This window comes from Streptomyces sp. NPDC054961, from assembly GCF_053609145.1.
In genome coordinates this window covers 1-25636 of the sequence record NZ_JBSGWY010000068.1, presented here as the reverse complement: position 1 = coordinate 25636, position 25636 = coordinate 1, and the positions used below count along the sequence as shown (strand labels likewise).

Annotated in this window: 21 protein-coding genes and 1 pseudogene; 17 read left to right on the top strand and 5 right to left on the bottom strand. The window is 71.0% G+C overall.

Annotated elements, in window-relative coordinates; genetic code table 11:
- The first annotated feature begins 639 nt into the window (after nt 1-639).
- Nucleotides 640-1035, top strand: coding sequence for a C40 family peptidase (locus ACWF9Z_RS34900; RefSeq protein WP_453609424.1), 396 nt, complete (start codon nt 640-642; stop codon nt 1033-1035).
- Between the two features lie 244 nt (nt 1036-1279).
- Here ACWF9Z_RS34900 and ACWF9Z_RS34895 read toward each other — a convergent pair whose 3' ends face one another.
- Nucleotides 1280-1618 (bottom strand): PRC-barrel domain-containing protein, encoded by a 339-nt coding sequence (locus tag ACWF9Z_RS34895; protein WP_453609425.1) that lies wholly within the window; start codon nt 1616-1618, stop codon nt 1280-1282.
- A gap of 501 nt (nt 1619-2119) precedes the next feature.
- Here ACWF9Z_RS34895 and ACWF9Z_RS34890 point away from each other — a divergent pair.
- The 6 genes and pseudogenes from ACWF9Z_RS34890 to ACWF9Z_RS34865 all read left to right on the top strand — a co-directional run.
- Entirely contained in the window at nt 2120-2998 is an 879-nt protein-coding gene (locus ACWF9Z_RS34890; RefSeq protein WP_453609422.1) for a pentapeptide repeat-containing protein, read from the top strand.
- Nucleotides 2999-3130: 132 nt separating this feature from the next.
- Entirely contained in the window at nt 3131-3358 is a 228-nt protein-coding gene (locus tag ACWF9Z_RS34885) for a hypothetical protein (RefSeq protein ID WP_453609420.1), read from the top strand.
- 134 nt (nt 3359-3492) lie between these two features.
- Nucleotides 3493-3993 (top strand): metallophosphoesterase family protein, encoded by a 501-nt coding sequence (locus ACWF9Z_RS34880; protein ID WP_453609418.1) that lies wholly within the window; start codon nt 3493-3495, stop codon nt 3991-3993.
- 179 nt (nt 3994-4172) lie between these two features.
- Nucleotides 4173-4448 (top strand): GlsB/YeaQ/YmgE family stress response membrane protein, encoded by a 276-nt coding sequence (locus ACWF9Z_RS34875; protein ID WP_453609416.1) that lies wholly within the window; start codon nt 4173-4175, stop codon nt 4446-4448.
- 195 nt (nt 4449-4643) lie between these two features.
- Entirely contained in the window at nt 4644-5813 is a 1170-nt protein-coding gene (locus ACWF9Z_RS34870; protein ID WP_453609415.1) for a PP2C family protein-serine/threonine phosphatase, read from the top strand.
- 197 nt (nt 5814-6010) lie between these two features.
- Nucleotides 6011-6208: pseudogene (locus ACWF9Z_RS34865) on the top strand (Ku protein); the annotation flags it as partial.
- A 430-nt stretch (nt 6209-6638) separates the two neighbouring features.
- On the opposite strand, the gene ACWF9Z_RS34860 reads toward ACWF9Z_RS34865, so the two are convergent.
- On the bottom strand, nt 6639-10292 hold the full coding sequence (locus ACWF9Z_RS34860) for an NB-ARC domain-containing protein (protein ID WP_453609413.1): 3654 nt from the start codon (nt 10290-10292) through the stop codon (nt 6639-6641).
- Between the two features lie 92 nt (nt 10293-10384).
- Here ACWF9Z_RS34860 and ACWF9Z_RS34855 point away from each other — a divergent pair, with 92 nt between their 5' ends.
- The 7 genes from ACWF9Z_RS34855 to ACWF9Z_RS34825 all read left to right on the top strand — a co-directional run bounded on the left by ACWF9Z_RS34855 (nt 10385) and on the right by ACWF9Z_RS34825 (nt 17987).
- The gene (locus tag ACWF9Z_RS34855) at nt 10385-10888 is read left to right on the top strand and encodes a GNAT family N-acetyltransferase (RefSeq protein WP_453609411.1); all 504 of its coding nucleotides are present in this window, start codon (nt 10385-10387) and stop codon (nt 10886-10888) included.
- 457 nt (nt 10889-11345) lie between these two features.
- Nucleotides 11346-12548, top strand: coding sequence for a heparin lyase I family protein (locus ACWF9Z_RS34850; RefSeq protein ID WP_453609409.1), 1203 nt, complete (start codon nt 11346-11348; stop codon nt 12546-12548).
- Between the two features lie 563 nt (nt 12549-13111).
- Nucleotides 13112-14203, top strand: coding sequence for a PP2C family protein-serine/threonine phosphatase (locus tag ACWF9Z_RS34845; protein ID WP_453609407.1), 1092 nt, complete (start codon nt 13112-13114; stop codon nt 14201-14203).
- A gap of 1411 nt (nt 14204-15614) precedes the next feature.
- A complete protein-coding gene (locus ACWF9Z_RS34840; protein WP_453609406.1) occupies nt 15615-15947 on the top strand; it encodes a hypothetical protein in 333 nt (110 codons plus the stop codon).
- A 695-nt stretch (nt 15948-16642) separates the two neighbouring features.
- Nucleotides 16643-17044, top strand: coding sequence for an aggregation-promoting factor C-terminal-like domain-containing protein (locus tag ACWF9Z_RS34835; RefSeq protein ID WP_453604244.1), 402 nt, complete (start codon nt 16643-16645; stop codon nt 17042-17044).
- Between the two features lie 467 nt (nt 17045-17511).
- Nucleotides 17512-17862, top strand: a complete 351-nt coding sequence (locus ACWF9Z_RS34830) for a VOC family protein (RefSeq protein WP_453609404.1) — start codon at nt 17512-17514, stop codon at nt 17860-17862.
- Nucleotides 17863-17864: 2 nt separating this feature from the next.
- Complete coding sequence (locus ACWF9Z_RS34825) at nt 17865-17987, top strand: hypothetical protein (protein ID WP_453609403.1); 123 nt, start codon at nt 17865-17867, stop codon at nt 17985-17987.
- A gap of 575 nt (nt 17988-18562) precedes the next feature.
- Here the strand turns inward: ACWF9Z_RS34825 and ACWF9Z_RS34820 are convergent.
- The gene (locus ACWF9Z_RS34820) at nt 18563-19180 is read right to left on the bottom strand and encodes a TetR-like C-terminal domain-containing protein (protein ID WP_453609402.1); all 618 of its coding nucleotides are present in this window, start codon (nt 19178-19180) and stop codon (nt 18563-18565) included.
- Between the two features lie 68 nt (nt 19181-19248).
- Here ACWF9Z_RS34820 and ACWF9Z_RS34815 point away from each other — a divergent pair, with 68 nt between their 5' ends.
- From ACWF9Z_RS34815 to ACWF9Z_RS34805, 3 genes are all read left to right on the top strand, one after another.
- Nucleotides 19249-20583: an alpha/beta fold hydrolase gene (locus tag ACWF9Z_RS34815; protein WP_453609399.1), complete on the top strand. Its 1335-nt coding sequence runs from the start codon at nt 19249-19251 to the stop codon at nt 20581-20583.
- 303 nt (nt 20584-20886) lie between these two features.
- Nucleotides 20887-21777, top strand: coding sequence for an aminoglycoside phosphotransferase family protein (locus ACWF9Z_RS34810; RefSeq protein WP_453609396.1), 891 nt, complete (start codon nt 20887-20889; stop codon nt 21775-21777).
- A gap of 910 nt (nt 21778-22687) precedes the next feature.
- Nucleotides 22688-23491 (top strand): hypothetical protein, encoded by an 804-nt coding sequence (locus ACWF9Z_RS34805; RefSeq protein ID WP_453609393.1) that lies wholly within the window; start codon nt 22688-22690, stop codon nt 23489-23491.
- Nucleotides 23492-23603: 112 nt separating this feature from the next.
- Here the strand turns inward: ACWF9Z_RS34805 and ACWF9Z_RS34800 are convergent, their stop codons facing one another.
- Together ACWF9Z_RS34800 and ACWF9Z_RS34795 are read right to left on the bottom strand one after the other, a co-directional pair.
- Complete coding sequence (locus tag ACWF9Z_RS34800; protein WP_453609390.1) at nt 23604-24362, bottom strand: GNAT family N-acetyltransferase; 759 nt, start codon at nt 24360-24362, stop codon at nt 23604-23606.
- Entirely contained in the window at nt 24359-25531 is a 1173-nt protein-coding gene (locus ACWF9Z_RS34795) for a ThiF family adenylyltransferase (protein WP_453609387.1), read from the bottom strand. Before ACWF9Z_RS34795 ends, ACWF9Z_RS34800 begins: the two co-directional genes overlap by 4 nt.
- Between the last annotated feature and the right edge of the window lie 105 nt (nt 25532-25636).

The window sequence follows — 25636 nt, the reverse complement described above, 5'->3', positions numbered from 1 at the left end:
GCGTTCCGGGGAACAACCATCCCCAGAACGAGACATGACATCACATCACAAGACCGGCGAACCGGACCGATCTCGAACATGCAATGCCCCTGGTCCACTGACGGCCTCCTTTTCTTGTCGAGGGCATGGCGCAGCCGCCGCCCGGGGAGCGGCGTGATCGCCTGAGTGATGACGACAGCCTATCGGAGCGGAGCGCTCCGATCCGCAGTGATGTGCAGGTCGTCACCCGCTGGTGACGGGCCCCGGGGCAGAGCGAAAGGGCGGGGACCGGTGTGACGGCAATCCGCGATCCGCTCGCCCCTCACCTGCGGTGACACGGCCGGAGGGCGGCAGGCGCCAGTTATTTTTTCATATGTTCGCGAATTCTTTGCACAACCAATACGTCCGTATCCATGCCCGGAACCTGAATTCAGGACGACTTCGGAGAAAACTGTCGGCCGTTGCGCAGCGGGAACCACATCCGAGAAAGCAGGACCTTTCCCAGGTATCCGATCGACCGACAGCCCATCCATACGCGGAGGTATTACGATGTCCGTCTGCAGGAACGACTCCCATAAGGCCCGAGGGGCTCTCCGAGTTGTCCGACGCATCGCCGGATTCCGTCCCCCTCGCCTTCTTCTGCTCCTCTGCCTGCTGGCGGTGAGCACCCTGGTCGGCCCGGTGTCACCGGCCGACGCGGCCACGTCGTACGGCGCCAAGGCCGTGGCCACGGCCGCTTCCAAGAAAGGTGCCCCTTATGCGCGCGGCGCGACGGGGCCGAAAAGATTCGACTGCTCGGGCTTGACGCTGTACTCCTTCCGGAAGGCCGGCAAGCATCTTCCCCGTACCGCCGAGCAGCAGTACGAGCACACCTCACACATTTCTCGCGACAAACGCGCGCCGGGTGATCTGGTGTTCTTCCCGCAGGGGTCGACCGTGCACCACGTGGGTATTTACGCAGGTCACGATAAGATCTGGCACGCCCCCCGGCCGGGAACCCGCGTAAGGCTGGAACGCATTTGGAGCAATAACGTCCGCTACGGGCGGGCCCGTTGACGGAGCCCCCGGCCCGTAGGCGCAGTGGCGCCGCCCCGCGCAGTTGATCAGCGGCCGCCACCCGCCGAAGGCGCATCACACCCACCGAGGTGGCTCCCCCCCGGGGCCCCCCGGGGGCCGCCGGGGGGGGGGCAGGGTCAGCCCGCGAACGGCTGGGGCAGCGCCGGAGGCGGCTGGGCCCACGTGTGGGGAGGTGTGCCCGGCCGCACGCGCGGGATCCGCGTCGGGTGTGGTCGCTCGCGCGTCAGCTGTGGTCGCTGCCGTAGTAGGTACCGAGCTGGTTGCGGTAGGCGGCGTCGCCCCGGTGCTTGTCCTTGTGGTATTCGGGAGCGTTCTTGATCTGCTCCTTGGTGCGGTTGACGAAGATCTTCTCTTCCTTCGTGTCGACGCGCACGATGGTGCCGGCGGGCAGGAGGACTTCCTTGCCGAAGATCCAGGGGCCGGTGTCGACGACGACGTAGGAGGAGCCGATCTCCTCGGTGGCCTCGTCGACCTTGCCGATGTGGCCGTCGGTCGCCTCGACCTTGAAGCCGGTCAGGACGGTTCCGGGCGAGTAGTGAGAGTCGGAGGTGTAGCTCCACATGTCCGTCACGTGAGTGTCTCGTCTCTGCCGATGGAATACGGGGCATGACGCGAGGCCGCGTCACCCCTCCGTTGCGAACAGAGCGATCCCTGCCCCTCTGGGCATCCGAACTGCGGGATCCGCGGACGTGCCACCCGCACGGCCCACATCACCTCGCCGGGCGCTTCCAGGACGTTCCGTCGGCTGCGACCCGTGCACCGTCTGCGGGAGCCCGTCGCCGACGCGGAACGGGCGGCCGATGCCGAGCCGGCGGCGATGTCGCCGCGTGCCCGAACGCGCGTCGCGGCTCGGGGTTCGGGGCCCGGGGCGGGGCGGGGGAGGGGGCGGGTTCGGGGCCGGGCCGAGGCTGGATGAATCCGTGCAACCACCACGCCGGAACGGGGTAGGTACCGGTCCATGAAGAGCACCCTCAGGAATCGCCGAAGGCAGGCGCGTCTCCTGCGCGGAGCGCAGCGCGTCGCGGCATGGCTCCTTATCGCAGCGGCCGGAGCCGCGTTGTGTGTGGGACTCCCCTGGCTGGTGTGGAAGGGGCCGTACCTCCTCGACGCGCGCTACATCGACGAGAAGGCCGTGGGCGCCGGCACCGGATCGGCCGCCTTGGTGACCGGTCTCCGTACCTCGCTGGTGGCGTGCGCCGCCGCGCTCGGCGCCGGGATCGCGCTCCTGTACACGGCCCGCACCTACCGCCTGACCCGCCGGGGGCAGGTCACCGATCGCTTCACGAAGGCCCTGGAGCGCCTCGGATCCGACAAGCTCTATGTCCGCATCGGCGGCATCCTCGCCCTCGAACAGATCGTGCAGGACGCGCCCGAACAGGCCACCGATGCCGCCCGGGTCCTCCAGCACTTCCTACGCGAGAGTGCTCCCCGGGCCCGCACCGGCACGGCCGTTGCGGGAGAACCCGACGGCGCCGCGTCCGCCCCCACCGAACCCCTGTCGGACGAACCCGCGGCAGACGTCCAGGTTGCCCTGACGGCACTGACCCGCCGCGAATCCCGCACGCACGTCGACCCCCGCGAAGTCCTCCAGCTCGGCGGTCTTCACCTCGTCGGCGCCCGCCTGCACCGTGCGGACCTCACCAGTGCCGATCTGAGCGGAGCGGACCTCACCGGTGCCGACCTGCGGGGGGCCGACCTCACCTGCGCCGACCTGCGGGGGGCGGACCTCACCCGTGCCTGCCTGAACGTGGCGGACTTCACCCAAGCCCTTGCCACGCGGGCGACGTTCACCGGCGCAGCCATGATCGCGACGAGCTTCACGTGGACCGATCTGCACGGGGCGAGTCTCGAGGGGACCTCGGAGCTTCGGCAAGCACAGATCGACGCCGCCCTTCTTGACTCGGCCACGACGCTGCCCTCGCACCTGGTACGGAAGCGTTGACGCGAGACCGTCCGGAGCATGCGGCATGAAGGAGTGTCAGGAGGGCCCGCAAGGGAACTACATCCTTCGGCCCACTGTGGTGTCGGCCCTGTGGAGGACGATCGTGCGGCACGGCCTCGAGAGAATTGACCCGTGCGGACAACCATCGGATACACCCTCGAAAGCATTGGCTACGTCATAGGAGGCCAAGGGCTTGTCAGCGTCGCCTCGCAGACCCTCTTCGGCACGGAGTGGGGCTGGATGCACAAGGTCGTCGACCTTCCGTCCGCCGCGTACCTCGGCGTCGTCGCCGTGGGGCTGGCGCTCATCGTCGGAGGGGTGAAGACGCGGAAGGCGCCCGGGCATCGGGAAGCCGCCTGACCGGCGGTCCTCGCGGGACGTGGAGTTGTCGCACGTCGGGCGCACCCCGTACGGCGCGGGCACGGCGGACGGATCGCCGCGGCGGAGCCGCGCCCCCGCCGCGCTCGCGGCCGCAACGCCCTACGGTGGGGCGCATGCGGCTCCTGCTGACCTCCGACACCCACCTCCCCACCCGCGCGGCGTCACTTCCGGAAGCCCTCATGACCGCCGTCGCCGACGCCGACGCCGTCATCCACGCGGGCGACTGGATCGACGAGGCCACGCTCGACCTGCTGGAGTCCCGGTCACAGCGGCTGATCGGCGTGTACGGCAACAACGACGGCCCGGGACTGCGCCTCAGACTTCCGGAGGTCGCCTACGCCGAACTGGAAGGAGTGCGCTTCGGAGTCGTGCACGAGACCGGAGCGGCCGCCGGACGGGAGCGGCGCTGCGCCGCACGGTTCCCCGACGTGGACGTCCTGGTCTTCGGCCACAGCCACATCCCGTGGGACACCACCGCCGGAAGGCTGCGCCTGCTCAACCCGGGCTCTCCCACGGACCGCAGACGCCAGCCCTTCTGCTCCTTCATGACGCTGACGGTCGCGGACGGCACGGCGTACGACGCGACGCTCCACCGTCTGCCACCGCGGCGCTGACCCCTGCCGCACGGCGCCGGCCGTCGGCGGGCTCGCCCCCGGTCCACCCTCCGCGGAGCCGTCCGCGTCCCGCCGCCACGTGTCCGCCGACGCCCTCCCGGGAGGGCGGACGTTTAGAAACTCCGGCTCCGTTAAGACGAGGAGTAACACCGGATCGGTCATCGAGGTAGGAGAAGCACATGGGCATCATTGCCTGGATCTTGATCGGACTGCTCGCGGGCTTCATCGCCAAGGCACTCATGCCGGGCAAGGACCCGGGCGGCATCATCATCACGATGCTCATCGGCATCGCCGGCGGCCTGCTCGGCGGCTGGCTCGGAAAGGTCCTCTTCGGAGTCGACTCCATCGACGGCTTCTTCGACCTCTCCACCTGGATCGCCGCCATCGTCGGCTCCGTCATCCTGCTCGCCGTCTACCGACTGGTCACCGGCAACAGGCGGCACCTGCACGCCTGAGCCACCCCGTCCCACCGCAGACGCACATGGCTCCGCCCTCGTGAGGGCGGAGCCGTTTTGCGGCCGGGGGCGGGACGTAATGGGCCGGCACCGAGGAGCGCGGCCGCAGCCGGTTCCCCCGCGCCGGGGGAGCCCTGTGCCAGTTCCGCAGGGCGGAGAGGAGAGACAGTGAGGTTGCAACCGCTGGAGGCTGATGTGACGCGAGACCGGATCGGACTGGCCGAGGTGCTGGCGGCGGCGGAGGCCGCCGCGCCGGTGGACTCCCTCGACGTCGTGGCGCGGAACCTGCGGGACCGGTTCGGCGCGGCCTACGTGTCGTTCCTCTTCGTCGATGTCGTGGGCCGACGCCTGCTCCGGGTCAACGACACGCAGGCCACCTTCCGGGAAGAGCGCGCCGAGCGGGTCCCCCTCGCCGGCAGCGGCGCCTACGACGACGTCCTGCGCACCCAAAGACCGGTGGTGGCACCCGACGGCGGCCAGGGCCGGCGGGTGCTCGCCCCGGTCACCAACCGCGGCGACGCCATCGGAGTCCTGGAACTCTTCCTCATCAAGGTGACCCCGGACGTCCTGGAACAGGTCGAGGAGGCCGCGCACGCACTGGCCTACATCATTGTCACCGACCGACGTTTCACCGACCTGTACCACTGGGGCAACCGCACCACCACGGTCAGCCTGGCCGCTGAGATCCAGCGCCAGCTCCTGCCGTCGGCCGCCGCCTGCGAAGCCCCTCAGTTCGCCCTCGCCGGCGCCTTGGTCCCGGCCTTCGACATCGCGGGCGACACCTACGACTACAGCCTCGACAACGACACGCTCCACCTGTCCATCACCGACGCCATGGGCCACGACGTCAACGCCTCACTCATGGCCACCCTGCTGGTCAACGCCTCCCGCGGCGCCCGGCGCGCCGGACGCGACCTCGCCGAACAGGCCCGCCAGAGCCACCAGGCCCTCTTCGAGCACGGCCGACGGACCTTCGTCACCGGCCAGCTCCTGCGCATCTCCCTGGACGGCAGCAGCGCCCAGGTCGTCAACGCCGGCCACCCCTGGCCCCTGCGGCTGCGCGACGGCACCGTCGACGAACTGCCCCTGACCGTTAACCTGCCCTTCGGTCTCACGCGGAGCCCCTACCAGGTCCAGCACCTCGACCTGCGCCCGGGCGACCGACTCCTGCTCCACACCGACGGGATGCAGGATCGCGAAGCCGCGGCGGTCGACCTGCCCGGGCTCCTCCGCAAGACCGCGGCCGAGCATCCTCGCGAGGCCGTGCGCGCCTTGGTCACCGCGGTCAGCGACGTCCACGAGGGCCGCCCGCCCCGAGATGACGCCACCGTCCTGTGCCTGGACTGGTACGGCCCCCAGACATGACCACCCGGTGGACGGCGCGCTGACTGCCGCCGCTCACCCACCCTCCGGTAGGCGAGCGCACCCGGGCAGCCACCCGGCTCTCGACGAGGGACCGCCGTCCCCCGCCGGGAGCCCTCGTGGGGATGCGGATGCGATCACGGGCCGGAGGCGGTGAGCTGGAGGTCCGAGGGCCAGTGGAGCGGAAGGCTGTGAGGGCCGTGGCCCGACCGGTGTGGGCTGGAAATCTCTCGTTCGGGCTGGTCAGCCTGCCCGTGGGCCTCTATACGGCGACCGACAGCCACACGATCCACTTCCACCAGCTCCAGCGCGGCACCTCCGACCGGATCCGCAACCGGCGGGTGAACGAGCGCACCGGCAAGGAGGTCGAGCTCGACGACATCGTCAAGGGCTACGACGAGAAGGCCGAGCCGGCCGCCGAGCCCACCGGAGCCGTCGACCTCATGGAAGCCCTGCGCGCCAGCGTCGAGGGTGCCCGCGGTCCCCGATCGACTGCGGGCGGGAAGGCCTCGACCGCACGGGACCGGACCACCGGTTCCGGCAGGGGGCACGGAAAGAGGCCGACGGGCAAGAAGCCGACGGGCAAGAAGCGCGTCCACTCCGCACCGAAGAAGCAGGACCTCGGAGGCCTGACGAAGGCCGACCTCTACAAGAGGGCCGCCGCGGCCGACGTCCCCGGCCGCTCCCACATGACCCGTGACGACCTGGTCGACGCCCTCGAGCGCGCCTCATGAGTGACCGTCATCCGCCGGCCGGGCCGGTCGCATCCGGGCCGGACGCACCCGGCACGGGCCCGGATCCGTGAGCTCGGCGCGGCCGCGGGCTCCTTCAGGCCAGCCGGAACGCGTAGACGTACATCCCCCGGTCCCCGCCGACCGCGAGTTCGGCGCCGTCCGGGTGCCAGCTGCACGTGCGCAGCGCGCCCTCCGTCCGCTGCGCGGCCACCAGATGCCCGCCGGCCCGGTCCCATATCCGCACCGTGGCGTCGTCACCCACGGAGGCGATCCACCGTCCGTCGGGGGAGACGGCCACCGATCGCACGGGCCGGGAGCTACCGGTGGGCAGTCCCCGGTACGCGCCCGTCCGAGCGTCCCAGAGCCGTACGGTCCCGTCGTGCCCCGCACCGAACAGCCAGCGGCCGTCCGACGTCAGGGACAGGGCCAGCACCGCGCCGCGCCCCCCGTGGAGCCGGACCGTCCGGGTCTGGCTGAACAGGTCCCAGATCCCCACGTCGCCGTTCGCCTCGCCGGTCACCAGGCAGGAGCCGTCCGGGAACAGCAGGACCGCGTGCGCCTCGCTCTCCGTCTCGAAGTCGGCGAGCAGCTCGCCCGACAGGGGGTTCCACAGCCGCACGGCCTGACCCGCCACGGTGGCCAGCCGACTGCCGTCCGACGCCGAGGCCAGTGCGTTGACAGCGCTCTGCCAGCGCCGAACGGCCGTCAGCGAGCGGTGCGTTCCGGTTCCGGCGTCCCACACCGACACCTTGCCGTCCGCTGCCCCGCACGCCCGCCAGGATCCGTCGGGGGCGAAGCACAGTGATGTTCCGCCCGACAGGCCGTGGGCATGGGACGTCCCGGTCACCGTTCCGTCCTGCGCCCGGTGCAGCAACCAGGCTCGGGCGTCACCCCGGTGGTTCGGGCCGGTCCTGTTGTCGTCCCCCGCCGAGGCGAGCCGAGTGCCGTCCGGGGCGTACGCGACGGCGAACACCTGCCGGGTCAGGTGGCGTTCGGCCGCGTCCCCCGGCCCACTGACGGGGGTCTCCCACACGCGCAGCGCGCCGGACCGTCCGACGGCTGCCAGCCAGGAGCCGTCCGGGGAGATCACGAGGTCGCGGACGGTGCCGGTGTGGCCCAGCAGGACCGAGCGGGGGCGCCCGTCCGGCAGGTCCCACAGGCGTACCGCTCCGTCGGTACCGGCGGTCGCGCACCAGGACCCGTCCGGCGCGACGGCCACGCGCACGACGGGACCGGCGGCCCGGGTGACGAGGTGGGAGTCGTCCTCGTAGAGCCACGGGGGCAGTACGCCGGAGACCCACCAGCGGCGGACGACGCCCTCGCTGTCCGCGGTGATCAGGGAGCGACCGTCAGGGGTGAAGGCCGCGGTGCACCCGGCCGCCGCCCGGCTTGCCCGCATGCGTGTCACGCGCCTGCGGGAGGTCATGTCCCACAGGGCGAGCCCCCCGCCGCTTTCCGAGGCCACCAGCCTGCGGCCGGCCGGCGAGGCGGCGAGCGTGTCAGCGGGGCTGTCGCCGCGGCTGGAGCGAAGAAGGGCCAGGGCCGCGACCCTGCTGCCGTCCGCCACCCACAGGTACCCGTGTCGCGTACGCACTCCGTACCAGCTGCCGTCAGGGGCGGCAGCCAGCCGGCGCAGCCGGTCGGAGACGGTGAACAGGGGAACGGCCTCGTCCAGACGCAATGGGTCCGCCCGCAGCGCGGTCCGGCCCGAGGCTACGATCAACGACCCGTCCGCCGGGTCGGTGACGAGGGCGTCCGTGCCGTCGGGAAACCGGTGCTGGGCGAGGACGGCACCGGTACGCGCATCCCGGACGACCACCTCACCGACGGCGTCGCACGTCGCCACCCAGGCCCCGTCCGGGCCTGCCGCGACGGAGAGCACCGGGTGCACGGGGTCCCCCGGCCAGGTGAGGTCGCGGGGCAGCGCCGGGTCCGGTGCGTCGGGCAGCGGCCAGTGGTTGGCGAGCAGCGGCCGCAGGCCGGGGTCGGCGGCCTGGCGGACGGCGATCTGCCGGGCCCAGCGCGGGAGGCCGGCCAGGCGGCTGTGCAGCACGGCGGTCAGGATCCGGGCCGGCTCGACGGGGGCGAGGAGGTGGGCGATCCGGCTGATGTCACGGGCGAGGACGGCCGCGCCGTCCGTGGGGATGCGAGCGAGGTCCCCCCAGGGCGCGGAGGGACCGCGCTGGTGGAGGCGTGCCTCCACCCACCGGAGGTCCCCGGCGACGCGCTCGGCCCGCGCACTCTCGCCCGCCGCCAACAGGTGCTCGATCAGATGGTCCAGCAGGTATCCGTCCCCGGCCGCCGCCGCGAGCATCCTGACCACGTCGGCGGCGGAACCGGTCCCGTCGCCGCGGCGGCGGCCGGCCCGCGGTGCCGGATCCGGGCCGGATGCCGTCACGCCGCCGGGCGGAGCGTCTCGCAGGACCGCAGCCACCAGGGTCGCATGGAGCTCGCGCAGCGCGACCGTACCCAGTTCGCCGCGCAGGTAGTCGCGCAGCACGTCGTGGAGGACGATCCGGCCGCCGTCCCCGGGCCCCAGCGTGACCAGGGAGAGCCGGTCGAGGTCCGCGCACAGGTCCCGGGAGCGCGCTTCGGGCAGCCCGGCGGTGGCCTCCCACAGCCGTACCACGAGCGGTACGGGGATGGACTCGTCCTCCACGAACACGCCCAGCTCGGCGAGCCGTCGGGCGCCGCCGTCCGGGAGCAGGGTCGTCGCCGCCTCGACGGTCGCCCGCACCGCCCGGGAGCGGCGGGCGGGGTCGTCCAGGTCGAGCTGCAGGGCGGGGGACTCTCCCGCGGCCGGGCCGCCCGTGCGCAGGTCCACCAGCGCCTCGGCCGCCGCCGTCGCGGCGTCGGCGCCGGTGGCGGTCCGCCGGACGATCAGACGGTTCGTCAGCCGCAGCAGCAGCGGCCACCGGCCGGTGGCGCGCAGCAGTCCGGACACCGTCTCCTCCGGCAGTTCGGGCACGTCTCTGGTCAGGACCTCGCGGGCCTGGTCCGGCGTCATCTCGTCGACCCGCACCCGCTTGGCGCCGTCGGGCAGGACGGCCGGCACGCGGGTGGTGACCAGCCGTACGCAGTTCCGGCCGCCCCGCAGGAAAGGGGCCAGCTGCTCCGGCTCCCACACGTCGTCCACCACCAGCAGGGTGCGGGGCCGGCGGTCCAGCAGCCGCCCCAGGTGGTCGCCGGCCCGGTCGGGATCCTCGAAGGCGGTGGAATCACCGGTGATGAAGGCCGTGGCCTCCACCACCTTGGCCGCGATCGCGGAGCGGCCGCGGACGTCCCGGCCGATGGTGACGGTGTAGACGCGGCCGCGGAATCGGCGGCGGACCCGCCGATGGGCGCAGACGAGCGCGGCCAGGGTGGTCTTGCCGAAGCCGCCGGCCCCTTCGAGGGCCGTGGTGATCCCCACCGCGCCGACGCCGTGCCCGCAGACGGCGGCGACGGCCCGGCGGGTCTCGGTGCGGTCGACGACCCAGGCCGGGACGACGGGCGGCCCTGGCGGCGGCGGGTCCTGGGCGGCCCCGGTGGGCTCCCGGCCGAGCAGGGCGGCGGCCACGGCCAGGACCACCGCACCCGCTCCGAGCCCGCCGACCCAGGGCCAGGGATCGGCCCGGACGAGGTCGAGCAAGCCGGGCCAACGGTCTTGCGAGGTCGCGGCGTTGGCCGCGAGCGAGGCCAGCACGGCGACCACCGCGGTCACGGCCGCCGCCAGGCAGATCGCCACCGTCCTTGCCGCGTGCCGCATCCCCGTACCCCCTTTGCAGCGGAGGTTACCGCCGGGTGGCGAGGGGGTGCGAGCGGGGGGTGTGGGGTTCGCGGCTCCTGTAGCGTGCCGGGATGGAAAAGACTGTCACGTATCTGGAGATGACCCATCGCGGTGAGCTGCGGCCCGGGCGGGTCGTGCCGTCGTTGGGGCTTCGGCGCGAGGCGGGACTGTCGGCGCTGGCCCGCTCGGTGCAGGCTCGGGTCGGAGAGGCCTACGGGTGGCGCAGTTCGACGCGTTCCGACGAGGAGTGGCAGGAGCTGGCGCAGGCACACCCGAACCGCCAGTACTGGCTGCTCGAGAAGGAAGGCGAGACCGCGGGGATCGCCGCGCTGGAACCCCAGCCGGGCGGGGACGTGGAGATCCGCACCTTCGGACTCCTGCCGGAGTACGTCGGCCGTGGACTCGGTGGGCACGCCCTGACGCTGGCGCTGCGGCAGGCCTGGGCGACCGAGCCGTTGGAAGCGGAGAGCGTCCGCAGGGTGTGGCTGCACACCAACTCCCACGACCACCCGAGCGCGCTCCTCAACTACCAGCGCCGGGGCCTGCGCGTCTACCACGTCGAGGTGGAGGGGTAGCGCCATGACTCCTCAGGCTGTCGCCTACGTCCGTCACGAACACCGCGTCCGGCGGCTCCTCGAGCGCCAGCAGGTCGTGCATCGCGTCCCGGCCACCCTCCGCCCGGACGGGGCGTAGCGGATGAGCTCCCGCAACCCGGCCTGCTCCTGACCCAGTTGGCGCAGGTGCTCACCCATGGCGACGCGGTATCCGGTCAGGCGCTCCTCTGCGGCGGAGGTGCCTTCCGGGCGGCCGGGGCGGTGCCCACGGTTCCGAAGCTCGGTTGATCGGGCGTCCACCGGGACAGGCCTCGGGGGATGGGGCCGGCGGTCCGCCGGTGGCGCGTTCGCCGCTCCCGAACACCACCGTGCGCCGGGCCGTCGGCCCTTGCACGACCCCACCGCAGGGGGAAGAGTCCGTGCCCAGCACCGCAGCGCGTCGGACCCATCCGCGAAGCGTCTCCGGAGGAGCTCGAGTATGAAGCGATCGCATGCCAGAGCCTGGTTGTCGGCCCTCGTCTCGGCCGTGGCCGCCGTGGGGGTGGCGTGGGCACCCGTACAGACGGCGCATGCCGACCCCGCCGGCGTCCAGCGCATCCTCGACTGGGAGCAGTCCGCAGACCGCACCCTCCCCACCGCGGCGCCCCCGAACCTCAACAAGCACTGGGCGACGGCGTACGGCGCGACCGACGTCACGTCCCCCGTCCGGGACGGCTCCCACGCCGCCCGGTTCGAGCTCCGCAAAACTGACCCGGTCGTCTCCAGCAGCAAACGTGCCGAGGTGTCCCAGCGTGACGAACAACCCGCGGGCGCGGAGCGCTGGTACGGCTTCAGCATCAACCTGCCGTCGACCTGGGTGGCCGACACGTCCGCCGAGATCGTCAGCCAGTGGCACCAGTGCGACTCGGGCTGCCCCGGTGGTTCCCCGCCCCTGGCCCTGCTCACCGACGAGGGCCGCTGGAAGATCGACTTCCGGGGCGAGATGATCGACCTGGGCCCGTACGCGACGGGAGTCTGGGCCGACTGGGTCTTTCACGTGACCTGGCGTACGGACAGCACCGGCCTGCTCCAGGTGTGGAGGAACGGGGAGCGGCTCGTGCACCGCACGGGGGCGACGCACGGAGGGGGGCCGCGCTCCCCGTACTTCAAGTTCGGGATCTACAAGTGGGACTGGAACACCGGCGCCCCCTCCAACACCACGGAACGGGTCATGTACTACGACGCCCTGCGGCTGGGTGACGAACGAGCCGTGCACCAGGACGTCTCCCCGCAGCGGACCTGCACGCGGCCGGTCACGCCGACAGCCGCCTCCGCCTCCACGTACGAGCCCACCAACCCGCCGTCCCACGCCGTCGACGGCGACCTGGGGACACGCTGGTCCGGCCAGGGCTTCGGGGCGGCGCTCATCATCGACACCGGCGCGGTCCGACAGCTGTGCGGCGCGACCACGGCCTGGCATCGCGGGGACCTCAGGTGGAACGACTACACGATTCACGTCTCGCCGGACGGCGTCTCGTACACCAAGGCCTGGGAAGGCCGTAGCTCCGGGACGACCCTGTCACCCGAGACCGTGCTCTTCGGCCAAGGGTCTCTGGACGCGCGCTACGTGAAGATCTCGTTCTGGGCGAATCCGGAGAACGACTGGGCGAGCGTGACGGAGGCCCGGCCCCTGGGCCTGTAGCACGTGGCGCCTCCGGCGCGAGGAGCCCGCGCCGCCTCCGGTGGCCGCCAGGGGGTGACCTCCGGACGGGGCGCCCGCCCACACCGGAGCGCACGCCGTGCGCTCCGGTGTGCTGGAGCCGCGCGCGGACCGGCCGGCCGGTCGCAAGGAGCCCTCCCGCCACCACTTCGGCCACGAGGTACGCCGCGAGCCCCGTCGGCTCGTCCCGCGCGACCCCGGCGCGCAGCCTCGCCGCCTCGATCGGATCGACCGACACCACCGCGGCCGGCAGCGTCCGCCCCAGGGCATCGGCACCGCGCTCTTCCCCGCACCGGGGAGCCCCGCCATCACGATGTCGCGTGTCGAACACATGTGCGTCGAGAGGGTGAGTTCAGGCCCCCCTTCTTCTCGGATGGCCTCCTCGAGCTCCAGGCCGCCTTCCGCCGTGCCCGCGCCGATCGCGAGGCGCATCCGGCAGATCTGCCGGCGAGGGCCGAGCCGATGCGGGGACGGGTGGGTGCGGGCGGGCAGTCGACTGTGCTCGCCAGAGCGCTATGTCCTCATTACGTAGATATGGTGGGAGAATGATCGAGTCCGGACGGCCGCGGCTCCGTCGGCGCCCCGGCCCGGGAAGACTTGTGCGGCTGTCGCCGGTGATTCTGACCGTCGTGATCGCCAGCCTGGCCTACGCCACTCCGCCGGAAATGGCCTTCAGCCGCCTTCTGCCCGCTGCGCCGGCGCTAGCGGCCGCCATGTGGCCGGTCCTGCCCACGGTCCTGCTCGGTACCGTCTGTCTCTTTCTGATGATCGGCCTGGGCCTCGTCTTCCCCGACCTGGGTACCTGGTGGACGGCCGCGGGAATCATCGCGGTCACGGTGGCCGCCGCGTACGGAAGCCATGTGCGGCTCCAGCGGGAGCGCACCCTCTTTCAGGTGCGGCTCGTCGCCGACGCGGCGCAGCAGGTGGTGCTGAGCCCCATGCCACACCGCGTGCGGAACATCGAGATCGAGTCGCTGTACCTCGCGGCCGCGGCGGAGGCCAGCATCGGCGGAGACTTCTACGAGGTGGTCGACACGCCGTACGGGGTGAGGCTGCTCATCGGCGACGTGCGGGGCAAGGGCCTGCCGGCCGTGGGGGCGGCCGCGGCCATCGTCAACGCCTTCCGGGAGGCGGCCTACGGCGAGGCCGACCTGGTCAACATCGCACGCAGGCTGGACACCAGCAGCACCCGCTACAACGCCGCCTTTCCCCCCGACGGACCGATGGAGCGCTTCGCCACGGCGCTTCTCGCCGAGATCCCTCGCGAGGGCAGACGCATCGACATCCTCAACTGCGGACACCCGCCACCGTTGCTCCTGACCCGCAAGAAACTTCGTGTCCTCGAGGCCGCCACTCCCTCGCCCCTGCTCAGCCTCGCGGGGCTGATCGGTGATCACTACAGCGTCGACACCTTCGACTTCGCCCCCGGTGACCTGCTGCTCCTCTACACCGACGGGATCGCCGAGGCGCGCGCCCGCGACGGCGAGTTCTTCCCGCTGGCAGCTTGGATGCGCGGACAGCCCCCGACGCCGCCCCGTGAACTGCTCACGGCACTCCACCGCGACCTCCTGCGTTACAGCAGGGGGCGCCTCGACGACGACATCGCCGCCCTCGCCGTACGCCTGGGTGAGCCCTGAGGAACGGTGTCCCGTTGAGCCGCTCGGCCCGCCGCGCTACCGAGCCGCGCCGTGCCCGACCGCCCCCGGGTTGCCCGTGCCGCTGCGCCGCCTCGGCGGGACCCTCGCCGCCGGAGTCGATTATCTCTCCACCGTGGCTCCAAAAATCTATCGTGGCCAGAGTAGACATGCGGTGGTGGTGTGGGTATGGTTTCTCTCGTAACGCAGAGAGACCGCAGGACCTGGCAGGCAAGAACTGCCGGGCAGCAGTACCCGCAGTACCCGCAGTACCCGCAGTCGCAGTGCGTTGGACGGTGCGGTGGTGGAGTTCCGAAGCCAGAGCGGTCGCAGGGCGGCGACGGGGCTGACGACCGGACCGGGTGGCCCGCAGTGATCAGGGGCAGCCGTGAGCAGTACCGCAGTGCAGCAGTACAGCGTTGCCAGGAGTTCGCAGTACAGCAGTACGCAGTTCCGGTTTCCGTTTGGTAAGCGAGTGATCCAGAGGGAAGAACGGAGGAGTTGATCGCCATCAGGATCGCCCGGGTCGAGGGCTGAGCCCGGGTACCGCAGGACATCGATAGTGAGGTGGTCTCCGGTCAAGCAACCGCGATCCCCGCACCCCCGGCGGAATTCAGGTCGGGTGGGCGGAAACAGAAGGCCGGCGCGGCATCACGGCCGGCAGATGGTGTAGCAGTTCCTTCGGGGCCCGGATGCGGAGACGCGTCCGGGCCCCTCCGCGTATGCACCGAGAGGTGGAACTCGCGCGGTGTGGTTCCGAGCGCTGACCGCTGGCTGCTGGTCGCTGGCTGTGGCGGGGGTGGTGTTTCTCCGGCCGGGCGTGGTGTGCCAGCGTAGGGAGTTATGAGCAAGGATCACGAGAGGGGCGCGGCACTGGCGCGAGCGGTGCTGCTGAGGGAGCAGGGCCAGGCTGCGCAGGCACGGGCGTGCCAGGCGCGATGATGCCGACGCGGTTCGCCCCGCAGTCCGTGCACCGCCTCTCTGTCGACGGTGCCGAGCATGGGGACGCGCTGGGGATCCCGAGGTCCTTCCTCGTCCCGATGTCCGCAGGCTGGACGCTCACCGCCCACCCGTCCCCAGCTCCGCTGGACGTGTTATCCCTGAGCCTTCCGGGGTAGTCGCGAGGGTGATGTCACGTAGGTCCCTTCATATGGTTTGGGGTGGTTATGCCTCGTCAGGTGCGGCTGGGTGTCCGTAGCGTCACGGTCACGGCTGTGTTGCTGGTGGTTGGCCTGGCAATCGGGCCGGAAAAGACGTGAAGCGCGACAGCGAGCGCAGGGCCGTGTCGGGGGGTGTCTGGGTGTCCGTCGATGACGGGATCACCGTCGTCACCGATGCCGGGAAGCCCGACACTCGACACCGCCACCCAGGCCGAAAAGACGAAGCTCACCGAGATGCTGGAGACGCACCCCTCATGACCACCTCCCAGCCCGACGCCGCCCCGTACCCCGGCCACGCCGGCAGTCTCAGCAGCTCGGTTCCCCTGACCGCCCATGTGAAGGCGGGGCCCGGCGGGGTGATGACCGACGAGGTCGGTGTCATCACCGGCGACGTCACCCTGACCACCGAGGTCGGTCCGGAGAACAGCGTTAAGGTCCGGATCCAGTACACCGGCGCGGAAGAGTGGTACACCCTCACCGGTAGTCCGGCCCCCCTCCCGCGAGGAGGCCTTGCCGTGTTCCACGAACGTATGGTCGACGCCGTCAAGGCAGGCGGTGCGGCCGAGGTCCCGCACCCTACCTCTTAGTTGCCGGGCCGGGCCGGGCCGGGCCGGGCCGGTCCGATGGTCGAGTGGCGGCATCGTCCCTGTCGGGCGTTGCTCGGCGAGCCGCAGTGCAAGGCAGGCCAGGCCGGGGGAGGGCAAGGGGAGGGCAGGCCAGGGCAGGCCAGGGGGAGGGCAGCCCAAGGGAAGGTTCTGCTGTGGTGGCTGGCCCGGTATCCAGGCCCCTCCAGCTGGCTTCGATGCTCTGCCCGGCAGGAGGCGGTCGGCCGGCTGGAGCATCGGGCGGTCGGCGAACGTCCGAGTGGGCCCCCGCCGTCCCCGCTTTCGGAGCTTCGGACCGACTCCGACCACCGGCTGGACGGGGTCGGTCGGTCACGCGGCGTGACATTCGGGGTCCCTGCTGGTGACCCGCCCCATAGGGCCCACGTCACATACGAAGCGGACTAGTAGCTTCCCAGGAGCCGGTCCGTCTCCTGTGGACCTGCTCCTCACTGCACGGATCCCGGCGGGTTCGCTCCCGGCCGAGGGTGCCCGCCTCCGAGGCTCCTTAGGAGAAGGGGTCGTTGCCAGCGTCGAGCTGGCCTGGCAGCTTGGTTGATGTCGCCGGGCGGCACGGGTGCTTCACCCGCCGCCGACGAACCCCTCTCCTCCGCGTGAGTGGCTCACGCACGTCTTCGACGTGCCTGCGACCGTCCTCGTCCCCTTCGGAAGGTGAATCTGTGTCCAAGGTCATCCGTCGCATCGCCGCTTCCAAGAAGACCCTCGCCGGCTCCCTCGTCGCCCTGGGCGTCGCCGGCAGCATGCTCGCCACGGTCCCCGCCCAGGCGGCTCCGATGGACGCGAAGGCGATCGCACACCGGATGATCAAGGACCCGGCCCAGTTCGCCGCCTTCGACAAGATCATCTCGCACGAGAGCGGCTGGAACCACACCGCGACGAACGCCTCCTCGGGCGCCTACGGCCTGGTCCAGGCCCTGCCGGCCTCGAAGATGGCCTCGGCGGGCTCGGACTGGAAGACCAACCCGGCCACCCAGATCAAGTGGGGCCTGGACTACATGAACTCCCGCTACGGCAGCCCCGTCGGCGCCTGGAACTTCTGGTCCGCCAACCACTGGTACTAAGCCACCAGCTGGCAGCAGACGCACGAAAACGCTCGGCCGGAACTTCCTGGCCGGGCGTCTTCGCGTATGCGGCCGCCGGGCTTGCGGAAAGTGCCCATGCCCCCCGCGCAGGCCGGCGGCGCCGTCGCAGGCGAAACCGATGGCAGCCGCGACGTCCTCGGGGCCCCGGTCCGCCTACGGGGGCCTGGCCGATGAGCTGCTCCCCGGCGTTCCGCGCCTGGCCCGATCCCGCGGGGCCGAGGGATGCAGTCGGCGTGCGTCCCTCCCGAATCTCGGGCGCGCGCCGGCGGCGACGCAGGCGGGACCTTCGCCGCGCTCGAGACACCGCCGCGCGAGCGCGGTCCTTGTCCGATGTCACGCAGCGCAACCCGTCGTGTCGTCGCATGCAGCCGAAGGTCTTCTGGGGTCTGAGCGTGCCAGGATGCCGGAGACACGGCCGCCAGCACGTCGACGGGCAGGAGCCAGCCATGATCAACGGTGCACATGTCATCCTCTACAGCCAGGACGCCGAGGCGGACCGCGCCTTCATCCGTGACGTCCTCGGCTTTCCCGGCGTCGACGCAGGCGGCGGCTGGCTCATCTTCAAGCTGCCCCCGGCCGAGGTCGCCGTGCACCCGGCCGAAGGCCCGCCCCAGCACGAGTTCTTCCTGATGTGCGACGACCTCGATTCCCAGCTCGACGAGTTCCGCGCGCAGGGCGTCGAGATCACCCGCCCGGTCAGTCGGCAGCGCTGGGGCAAACTGACTGCGATCCGCCTCCCCAGCGGCGCCGAACTCCCGCTGTACGAACCACTGCACCCCGTCGCTCACAGCCTGTGAGCGTGAGCCACGCCCTCGCGAGGGACGAGGCGGTCGCCCCGGTCGCCGCTGGCGATCTGCTCGAGCGGCGGACAGCCGTGGCGCAGGTCCGGCAGGAGGAGCGGTCCGCGCGGTCGAGGAGCTGACCCGCGACGACTCGATGACGGATGCGGACGCCGACGCCGACGCAAGAGCGGGGGAGGTCGAAGAGCGACGTGGCCGCTTGCGCCACCCCACTCAACAGGATCTTCGAGTACGAGGGGACGAGCTACGTGCGGGAGCGGCCGAAGGTGAACCAGGTCCCCGGCCGGCTGGACCACGGATCGCCGCACGTCTCCATCCGCCGGTCGGTGCCACCGGCCGCCGGATCAACCAGAGCCTCGTGGAGGACGACGCCTTCTGGTCGTTCCGCTGCTTCAGATCGTTCCGTCCAAGAGTAACGAGGAACGGATCCTGCTGGTCAGCCCTGAACTCGCCAGCGTCCTGGCCGCCTTCATCAAGCGCCTTCGCGACGCCAACGGCAAGATCCCGCTCGTCGCCCGCTACGACTCCCACGAGCGCGTCACCGGCCCGCGATGCCCAAGCTGAACAGCCTCGAACGGGATCCGACCGATGGCCGGTCGCAGCTGATTGGCCTTGGCGGGCCGGTCTTCACCGACCCCGCACCCCTGCTTCAGTCAGGATCGGGAGAGCCCGGACAGCAGCACCGGCCCTGATCCTGTCAGCGAGCGAGTTCGGCTTGGCGAAGATTGCGGAACACCTCCACGGTCGCCCATCCGCGCAGCGTGGCGTGAATCGACGAGCGGAATGCGGCCTCGGCCGTGGTGGCGCCGAGGGCCCCGGCCAGTTCGAGAGTCACGAGCCCATGCAGAGTTCCCCAGATCGACAGGGCGATCGCCGTTGCGTCGCCGGCGAGGACGGACGCCGTCAAGGCGCGATCGATCGCCGCGAGGAGCGGACGGATCGGGTCACCGGCACCGACCTCCCCCGACGGGTCGAAGGACTGCACGCCACCGAACAGCACCGTGTACAGGTGGCTGTATCCGCACCCCCAACGACGGTAAGCGACGGCCAGCGCGTAGAGGTCGGCGAGAGGGTCCTCGGAGGTCCGCACCGCCGATACGTGCTGGAACAGGCCGGCGACGGCTCTGTCGCGCACCGCACCGATCAGTCCGTCCTTACCACCGAACAAGGAGTACACCGCCGTCGTCGACGCCTCGGCAGCAGCAGCCACGGCGCGGACCGTCACCGACTCCTGCGGACGAGTCGCGAGCATCTCGGTCGCGCACCCCACAAGCCGCTCTTTGACGCCCTCGTCGTTCGTTCTCGGCCTACCCACGGCCAGCAGCCTACCGCCTCTGATAGCGTCGTTTTGAAACAGCGTTCTGAAACTGTCGGAGGTCCGCCGTGCCCACGCCCGTCTTACGTCTCGTCCGCTTCACTGGACGCCTACTGCTGGCTCTGGCCGCCGTCGCGACGCTGGTCGTCGCCTTTCTCGCACTGATCGCCCTCACGGACGGGGCAGGTTCGGGGCTCGCCGCCTGGTTGACGACCCTCGTTGCCGGGATCGTCCTCGCGCTGTGGTGGGCCCGGCGCCGCACCTGGCCGACGCGGCTCGTGCCGTTCCTGCCGGTGGTCATCGCGGCGGCGTTGACAGCGGCGGTCTGCATCCCGACCGTGCCCACGGCCCGGCGGTACCCGCCCGCGCTGCCCTTCGTGTCCACTGAGCACTGGAACCTGGCCACAGGCAGCCGGGTCGCGGTGTATCACTACCCGCCCGCGAACCCCGGCCCCCGGCCTCCCGTCCCGTTCGTGTACCTCCACGGAGGACCCGTCCGGGGCATCTCCGTGCAAGACCACCGGTTCCTGCAACTCCTGGCGCGCCAGGGCTACGACGTCTACGCCTACGAACAGGCCGGCGGTGGACGAAGCGACCTGCTCGCCATGGACCAGTACACGATCTCCAGGTCGGTCCGTGACCTCGCCGCCTTCGTCGACCACCTGGACAAGGGCCAGGTCGACGTCCTCGGATTCTCCGGAGGCGGAGTCGTACTCACCCGAGCCCTGGCCGATCCTGGCGTCGCCGCACGCCTGCACCGGGCGATCATCGCCGAGCCCGGGCCCATGGACGGCCCCACCGCACACATCACCGGGCACAAGGGCCGGGCATCCGCACGGGGCCTCGCCCCGGCCCCGACCGGACCGCGATCGACGCACGTCCCCCGGTACGCCGTTTCATTCGGCCTCATGCGACTCGGACTCCTCGCTCCCGACACCGGACTGATCGGACAGGCCGAAGGCGACAACGCCTTCACCGCCGCAGACCTCGGCAGCGACACCGCATCCGCCTACTGCGCGCGCGACGCGCACCGCATCCCCGCCGAGGACACCGCCCAGAACTTCTCCTTCAGCCCGGCTGCCAGCCTCCGCGTCCAGCAGACAGTCAAGGACTCGCCTTCCCTCGCACCGCTCCTGAGGCAGTCCCGGACCCCCGCGATGCTGATGACCGCCGAATGCTCCTCCCAGGTCCGTCAATGGGCGACCGCCGTCCTTGCCCATGACCCCGCCATCCAGCGCGTGCAGTACATGCCCGGAGTCGGACACCACATGTGGAACGGCCTGGACGACAACAACGACCGAGCCGCCGCCGTCATCACTGCGTTCCTTCAGGACACGCCGGCCCCGCTGCCGAACTACCCGACCCGCGAAGAGATCCCTGCCTTCCTGCGCGAGCACAAATGACGACGGGCACGTCGATGCACCTCCTCGGGTTCGGCGCCTCGCGAGTCCCGGGCGAGGGTGACGCGCCTGGGAGGCGGCTGCGGCGGAGCCGTCCGGCCGAGGGTGTCCCGTCTCAAACGATCTGGTCTGCGGGTAGGGCTGTGACCTGGGGCGATCAGATCATCTGAGACGCCGGGTGCCGAGCATCCCAGGTGATCTGGTCTCTGGTGAATAATCGCTGGCCGCGGTCTCAGTTGATCTGCTCTGCTTCTGGCGAGGCCGCCCAAGAAGCGGGGCTGGTGAACGAGCGTACGAGAGGCGACCATGCACGAAGATCAAGTGGACGTGACCACCGAAACCGTCGCCGCCTTGATTCAGGATCAGTTCCCTCAGTGGAGCGGCCAGAAGATCCGGCTCCTGCAGTCGACGGGGACGGTCAACGCCATCTTCCGCGTCGGGAACGGCCTCGCGGCGCGTTTCCCCCTGCGTCTGGCCGATGCCGCCGAGGTGCTGACGGTTCTGCAGCGCGAAGCCGAAGCGAGTGCGGAGCTGGCGCAGGTGTCCCGGTTCCCCACTCCGGAACCCGTCGCCCTGGGGGAGCCCGGAGCCGGCTATCCCATGCCCTGGTCGGTCCAGACGTGGCTGACGGGAACGGTCGCCTCGGACGCCGACCCGGGCGCGTCGGATGCCTTTGCGAAGGACCTCGCGGCCTTCATCGCCTCCCTCCGGAGGGCCGATACGCGGGGGCGGCTGTTCAGCGGTGGGGGCCGTGGCGGGGTTCTGACTCACCACGACGACTGGATGGCGGAGTGTTTGAAGGAGAGCGAGGGGCTGCTCGACGTGCCCCGTCTGCGCCGAGTGTGGGGCCGTCTGCGGGAGTTGCCGCGCACGGGTGCCGACGTGATGAGCCATGGTGACTTGATCCCCGGCAATGTACTGGTCGCGGGCGACCGCCTCAGCGGTGTGCTTGACACCGGCGGGTTCGGCCCGGCCGACCCCGCGCTGGATCTGGTCAGTGCCTGGCACCTGTTGCAGCGGGGGCCGCGGGAGGCGCTCCGGGAGGCACTGGGCTGCGGCGACCTGGAGTGGGAGCGTGGCAAGGCATGGGCGTTCCAACAGGCGATGGGCCTTGTCTGGTACTACGTCGAGAGCAATCCGACGATGAGCACGATGGGACGGCGGACACTCCACCGCATTCTGGAGTCGACGGAGTGACGCCATCCCGGCTGCGGGCCGCGCACCCGACGATCGCCTGCCGTGCCCGCCGAGAGCAGCACTGACGGGGCCGGCTCCGGACTGCATCTGAGCCGTCGGTACCGCAGGCTCCGGCGAAGCCGTGTGCGGGGCGCAGGAGGCGTGGGGAGTGGTACGGCGATGACCCGGGTTGGGGCCGGTGGCTGAAAGCGGTCCGCGGGGAGGGTGGTTCGGCGGGCGTGGGATGCGTTCCATTTGGCGTGATCATCTCAAATGGAAGGTGTTTTCCCCTTGTTAACCAGACATGCCGAGCCCCGCCCGTCCCGTCCATCCCGTCCGCCCCGTCCGCCGCGCGGGGCGCGCGGACGGTCGGGGGTGAGGCGGTCCTCCCGTGAGCGCGGGGGGCCGCAGCGTCTCGGAAGCGCGGTCCTGGCCGCGGTTCAGGCGCTGTTGTGCGCCCTGTTAGTGGCGCCGTTCACGGTCCTGGCGGCCGGCCCGGCCCAGGCGGCTCCTCCGGACCGGACACCCTTCGGCAATCCACCACCACACCGCGACTGGACGGTGGGAGCGGACTTCAACAGGCGTCCCACGACGACACAAGGCGAACCCGGTCTGCGGCAGCATCCCGACTGGAGCCGCATCGTCAGGCCGCCCGGTGCGAGTCTCCACATCCTGGCCAGCGGCCAGGCCACTCACCGAAGCGGGCGGGAGCTGGATCACGTCGTGACCACTTCGGCCGTCGAGCCGGAAGACTTCACGGCCACCGTGGAAACCAACAACGGCGGATCCGATCATCTGCCGTCTGGATCCGCCCCACCGCCACGCCGCCACGCCGACGAGCAGCCAACAGCCACAGTTCGCCTCCCTGCCGGTAGGCGGCCACGCGGTCGACGGCGCCAACGGGCAGACGAGTCCCTACAACCTCGGCGGCATGCGCGAGCCGGTGCGCACCTGCTTCCATCTGACGCCGACCGGGTGCGTCGCCTGGTGGCCGTCCCCCGCCAAACGGGCGAGCGCGGTGGATGACGGTGGTCCTCGTTTCGACTACGTGGGCGCCGTCAGCAGCGGGACCGTCTCCGACCGTGACAACCAGGAAGAAGCGTTTCCCGGTCAGAACATCGACCAGTTGCGTCAGCACCTCGTCGGTGACCAGCGCACCTACCAACCCAATGTCGTGCAGCTCCAGCTCGACGTCGCCAACGACCTCGCGAGCGACACCACCTTGACGGCCGCCCAGGAGGCGGAGCGGCTGCGGGTCCTGCTCGAGCAGATCCACTACGTCCTGCCCCGCACGATGGTGCTGGTCGGCGATCCCGCCCCGTCGAAGACGCCCGCCATCCGCGACCGGATGTACTCCGGGGACTCCTCCTACCTCGCGCGGTCGATCGCCGTCATCAACGACGCGCGGAGCGCGGGCCACCACATCAGGCAGGTCCCCATCGCCTTTCCCCACGACGTCAGCTTCGTGGACACCACGCAGGACGCCGACGGCGTGCCCAACGACAAGGGCTACCAGGCGATGGCCCAAGCCTATGTGACCGAGTTGCGCAGCCTGTGGCAGTCCGGAGCCGTCGTGGCTCCGGACGAGGTCGTGGTGAACCCCGCCGACCTCGTGGTCGATGCCAGCGGCGTCGACGACGACCCGTCCTCGGGCGAGGGGACCCCGACCACGAACCCGCCGCTGAAGGTGATGGTGGTGGGGACACCTACCTGCGCTGACACCTACCTGCGCTGAGAGGCCACGTGAGCAGTCCGACCGCGACCGCCGGGCCGCGGGTGCGGAAGGGGCCGCCGGACACGTGCGGGGGTGGAACCGATCTCCCCTGGATCGGCCCCCCGATCTCGAATCATGAACACGGGGATCGAAGGGTTTTGCTGACGGTCACGTCAGGCACGTTGCCGGTAGGGAGCAGGACCGCGCAGAGCTCCGACACGGCGTCCTGATCCCCGGGGAGGCTGCTGGATCGGCCGGGGCGATGGACTCCTGGCGGCAGGAGGACCGGAGGTTGGTCGAGGCGGTGTGCGCCGTCGAAGATGGCCAGTTCCCTGGCGCTCGCCCGGCGTTTCCACTCGGGCGCGACGGCCGCGTAGGTGGTGACGTCGTGCCAGCAGCCCTGGGTGTGGAAGAGCTGGCGGAGGGTCGCCTCGGGGTCCAGGCCGGCCGCGTGCATCAACTTCGGCATGTGGTGGTGGTCGCTGCGGTGGCCGGCCCAGATGCGGTGCAGGCCGAGCTGTCCGAAGCCGTAGGCCATCAGCAGGCGGCCGGCCTCGTGGCCGTGGCCGCGTACGGGGGCGCCGGGCAGCAGGACGAGGCTGGTGAGTATGGCGTTGCTGCCGTAGTCCTCGACGAGGAGCCCCATGGTTCCGACGAGGGTGTCGTCGTCGGGCGCGCAGACGGCGAGGGTGTACTTGCGGCGCGGGTGGGTGTGGGGCTGGCCGAGGCTCTGGGCGAAGGTGTCGTGGGCCTGGCCGGTGTCCATGCGGTCGATGCCGAGGTAGCGGGTGAGGGCGCGGTGGGTGAAGATCCGCGCGAACGCTTCGTGGTCGTTCACGCGCAGCTCCCGCAGCCGCAGGTGCTCGCCCTCCAGGTCCGGGACTCGGTTCACAGGGCGGCTCCGTGCGGGGCGGGCACGGCGGCGGGCGCGACGACCAGCGCTTCCAGGTCAAGGGAGTGCCGGCCCGAGGGAACGGCTTCGCCGAGCAGGATGCGGCGGGCGGTGTCGGTGACCAGGGCGGCGCCGAGCATGACGCCACTGGCGAGTTGCGGCCAACTGGAAAGTGTGTGGCCGACGCGGGTGAGGGCGTCGCGCATGGCCGGACTCAGTCGCTGCTCGTCGACGACATCGAGGAGGAAGCGGAGCGATTCCTCCCGGTCGAGGTCCCGTACGTCCGTACCCGTCGTGGCTCCGGTACGGCCGTGGAACAACGGGCGGTCCGGTTCGAGATCGAAGCGCTCGACGTCCAGCAGGCCGCGGTCATTGGTGTCCATCAGGACGGGGATCCGCCGGCTGCGCGCGTGCTCGCGGGCGGCCACCTTCACCCAGGGGGTGTCGCACTCCTCGATCAGCAGGTCCAGGCCCCGGCCGTCCTCACCGTCACCGAAGAAGCCCGCGATGTTCTCCTCGGTGACGCCGCCGCGGTGGATCTCGATGTCCAGGTAGGGGTCGAGTTCGTACATGCGGCGCGCGCACAGCACGCTCTTCTCCAGACCGAGTTCATGGACCCCGGCGCGGAGCCGGTTGAGGTTCGACAGGCCGAGCCGGTCGAAGTCCGCCAGCCGGAACGCCCCACCGACTCCCTCCATGGCGCAGGTCAGCGCGGCGCTGCTGCCGACCGACAACCCGATGACGCCGATCCGCCGGCGCAGGAGACCCTGCTGCTGCGCACGGGTGATCTTGTCGCGGTTGCGGTCGGTGCGCACCAGCCGGAACTCGGGCTCGGGCAGGACGTGGACCAGGCACCCGGACCACGGGTACCAGGCCCACCTGCCGTACGTGTCGGGGCGCGCGCCCAGGGTGTCAGCGACGGCGCGGGACCGGGAGCGGCCCCGGAAGGGGTCGTGCGGTGCGAGGCAGCCCAGAAGTTCTTCGACCTGGTCCTCGATCCGGTCGTGGACCTCGCGCAGGCGGTTCGACTCCCGCAGTTCGGCCAAGGCCGCCGCGTCGGCGGACCGGGAGGGGTCCAGCAGTACCGGATGAAACGATTCACTGCCCGGGCGGGGCCCGGGCAGCACGAGGTGGTCCGGCACCAGGCCGGACGGCAGGGAGTGAGTCACGGCACGGACGCTAAGGGTTGTCCCGCAACTGCTGGTCACGGGTGAGATGATCTTGCAGTGGCTGGTGTGATCACGGCGTCGGAGCCGTCCTGGATAGCCCCGTTC

What these genes read in the sequence shown, in the direction of transcription:
- ACWF9Z_RS34860 (WP_453609413.1), bottom strand. Translation starts at nt 10,292, where the DNA reads ATGCGGCACGCGGCAAGGACGGTGGCGATCTGCCTGGCGGCGGCCGTG.
- ACWF9Z_RS34875 (WP_453609416.1), top strand. Translation starts at nt 4,173, where the DNA reads ATGGGCATCATTGCCTGGATCTTGATCGGACTGCTCGCGGGCTTCATC.
- ACWF9Z_RS34845 (WP_453609407.1), top strand. Translation starts at nt 13,112, where the DNA reads ATGATCGAGTCCGGACGGCCGCGGCTCCGTCGGCGCCCCGGCCCGGGA.
- ACWF9Z_RS34855 (WP_453609411.1), top strand. Translation starts at nt 10,385, where the DNA reads ATGGAAAAGACTGTCACGTATCTGGAGATGACCCATCGCGGTGAGCTG.
- ACWF9Z_RS34810 (WP_453609396.1), top strand. Translation starts at nt 20,887, where the DNA reads ATGCACGAAGATCAAGTGGACGTGACCACCGAAACCGTCGCCGCCTTG.
- ACWF9Z_RS34880 (WP_453609418.1), top strand. Translation starts at nt 3,493, where the DNA reads ATGCGGCTCCTGCTGACCTCCGACACCCACCTCCCCACCCGCGCGGCG.
- ACWF9Z_RS34895 (WP_453609425.1), bottom strand. Translation starts at nt 1,618, where the DNA reads ATGTGGAGCTACACCTCCGACTCTCACTACTCGCCCGGAACCGTCCTG.
- ACWF9Z_RS34830 (WP_453609404.1), top strand. Translation starts at nt 17,512, where the DNA reads ATGATCAACGGTGCACATGTCATCCTCTACAGCCAGGACGCCGAGGCG.
- ACWF9Z_RS34840 (WP_453609406.1), top strand. Translation starts at nt 15,615, where the DNA reads ATGACCACCTCCCAGCCCGACGCCGCCCCGTACCCCGGCCACGCCGGC.
- ACWF9Z_RS34805 (WP_453609393.1), top strand. Translation starts at nt 22,688, where the DNA reads ATGCGCGAGCCGGTGCGCACCTGCTTCCATCTGACGCCGACCGGGTGC.
- ACWF9Z_RS34850 (WP_453609409.1), top strand. Translation starts at nt 11,346, where the DNA reads ATGAAGCGATCGCATGCCAGAGCCTGGTTGTCGGCCCTCGTCTCGGCC.